The organism is Rhodococcus sp. (in: high G+C Gram-positive bacteria), from assembly GCF_049286785.1.
In the GTDB taxonomy this organism is placed as follows: Bacteria; Actinomycetota; Actinomycetes; order Mycobacteriales; family Mycobacteriaceae; genus Rhodococcus_F.
The window spans coordinates 1-2,303 of sequence record NZ_JBAQEO010000376.1; the positions used below are offsets into that span (position 1 = coordinate 1).

At 61.9% G+C, this 2,303-nt stretch carries 2 protein-coding genes and 2 pseudogenes; all 4 read right to left on the reverse strand.

From position 1 onward, the window contains the following. Window positions 1-129 precede the first annotated feature (129 nt). Window positions 130-531: pseudogene (locus WAW17_RS14025) on the reverse strand (recombinase family protein); the annotation flags it as partial. Between the two features lie 397 nt (window positions 532-928). After that, on the reverse strand, window positions 929-1,387 hold the full coding sequence (locus WAW17_RS14030) for an ImmA/IrrE family metallo-endopeptidase (protein ID WP_422333566.1): 459 nt from the start codon (window positions 1,385-1,387) through the stop codon (window positions 929-931). Window positions 1,388-1,394: 7 nt separating this feature from the next. After that, window positions 1,395-1,853, reverse strand: coding sequence for a transcriptional regulator (locus WAW17_RS14035; RefSeq protein ID WP_422333567.1), 459 nt, complete (start codon window positions 1,851-1,853; stop codon window positions 1,395-1,397). A gap of 109 nt (window positions 1,854-1,962) precedes the next feature. Continuing rightward, window positions 1,963-2,303 (reverse strand): annotated as a pseudogene (locus tag WAW17_RS14040) (RES domain-containing protein); the annotation flags it as partial.

Genomic DNA, 2,303 nt, shown 5'->3' on the forward strand with positions numbered 1-2,303 from the left:
ACTCCGCGCCGCGCTCGAGGGCGAGACGGCCAAACCTGTCGGACCTGTGGTACACAATGATCAGGTGAACGCAGCCTGATGCTCATCGGGCCGCCACCGAAGTTCCACGGAACTCGGGACATCCTCCTTCTTCGCTTCCGCCATACCCTCCCGGGTGCGGGCACGGATCAAGTCCGACTCGAACTCGGCCATCAACGACAGCATTCCGAAGAACAGCTTTCCGGTTGCGTCGCTGGGATCGTGGATGGATCCGCCGATGCTCAGGCGCGTTCCTTTCGACTCGAGCTCGTCGGCGATCGCCCGCAGGTCCACGGCGGACCGGCCGAGCCGGTCGAGCTTGACGACGACGAGCGTGTCGCCGGGCCGGCACGCGGCCAAGGCTTCACGTAAGCCGGGCCGGTCACGGTTGCGTCCGGTGAATCCCTTGTCGGTGTAGATCCGCTCAGGTTCGACGCCGAGGCGTTTGAGCGCTGAGCGCTGCGCTCGCAGATCCTGCCCTCGGGTGCTACAGCGGGCATACCCAATCATCATTTCGGCCACCAGGAGACGATAGTCCGGCATAAGCAACCCATCCCGGATCAACATGCAGGACTCTATCCAGGACGGGCAGAAAGAGAGTTATGGCAGTGGATTCGCCGTGGAGCGCCGTTCTCGGGTGTGCCGGTATGACGATGGCCAAAACGGACACTGGTGACCGCAGAACGCCGCTCTGCGGCGGACTTCGATTCGGCAATCGATGCCAGAACCGGTGTACTGAGAGGGTCTGGGTGCGCCGGGAGTAAGAAGCGGGTTCATCGATAAGACCCCACCCGTATGTCATGTCAGCTCGCCCGCCCCCTCCGCGCACGGCTTCTCGACGCAATCTTTGCGCCTCCGGAGATGCGCATTCGCCACTGCGCCATCTCGATGCTGACTCCGTACTGGGCCGCTACTGCAGCCGCACTGACACCCGCATGGCATTGAGCCGGGCTTGGTCGGCGGGAATGAGGAGCGCTCCGGAGAGTTCGCCGGCCTCGTCCTCTTGCTCCTTGCTGGTGCCGGCGCACTTGCTCTGGTCGACCCATGCCGCAGAGATGGTGTGTTCGGCGACGAAGTGAGCGACCTCGTGTGCGAGGTTGGAGCGGATTCGGGCCGGGGTGTGCGCGGGGTTATAGATCACGACGTGCCCTGATCCGTCCTGAACAAGTGCAGCTGACCACAGCTCGGGGGCGTCGACAGTGAACCGGCGCCTCGCTTCATCCGGCATCGGTACGTCGTTCAGGGAAACGAACGGTACCCCGTACTCCTGCGCCCAGATATGCGGGTCGAACGGCTCATGCTGGCCTATTCCAAGTTCGGCTCGGACCTCGTCCGCGAGCTGCCGAAGCGCCTTTTTCGTTGTTGCCATTCGCCGCTCACGACTCGGCTTTGCCCGCACGTACGTGCGCCAATGTCACTCGGAAGATGTCCTCCAAGTGCTTCTTGTCTTGTTCGGTCAGATCCGCACGCGCCCGGAGAAGTGCACTGACTTCCGACCCGAGTTCGCGCTGTTCATCGCCCTCGCGCACCGAACGCGCCGGCTCGGCGAGGAAGTCGTCTGCCGACATGTTCAGCCACCGGACGATCTTTGCATAGGACTGCAAATCGGGCTGATGGCCGTTTCGAAGTCGAGACAGAAGGGCTGGACTGGCCCCGATCTGACTCGCCGCCGACCGCCACGACATCTCCTCTGCCCTGATGCGCGAATCTAGAACTCCGACCAGTTTTTGCAGGTCAATAGCCTGACTCATTGTGTCCGTCCTCTCATTCACCCATCGTATCGTCACGAAGTACTGTTTCAGTACTGAAACGCTATGTGGTACGATATCGATCATTAGCAACACTAAGCTAAGACGAAATGGGCGCCGAGCCCACGGCGTCTTCGGGAAGCTGGCTGAGTTGGCGTTCCGGCGCGGACCCGCTCGTGACGGCCAAGCGAAACTGTCAGTAAATCCGCATGTTGCGGAGTGTCGCGGCGTCGACCAGGGTCTTCGTGTGTTTGCCGATCGACTCCTCTTGGAGGAGCGTGAACGGCTCGCTGGAAGGGGGGAGGTCATCGTCCACCCGGCGGAGCCAGAACGCCCAGGTTTCCCAGTCGGCTCCCCACTTCGAGCGGTACATGATGCCGTGGGGGAGTGACCCATCGTCCAGAAATACGGATCGCACCCATTCGGCGATGGACGTCGTGATCTTCTTGTCGAGGGTGCCGGTCAACACACCGAGCGTGAGTTTCTCGACACCGAGCACCTGCAACGGATTCTGCAGGGCCATGCCGATCGTGGAAA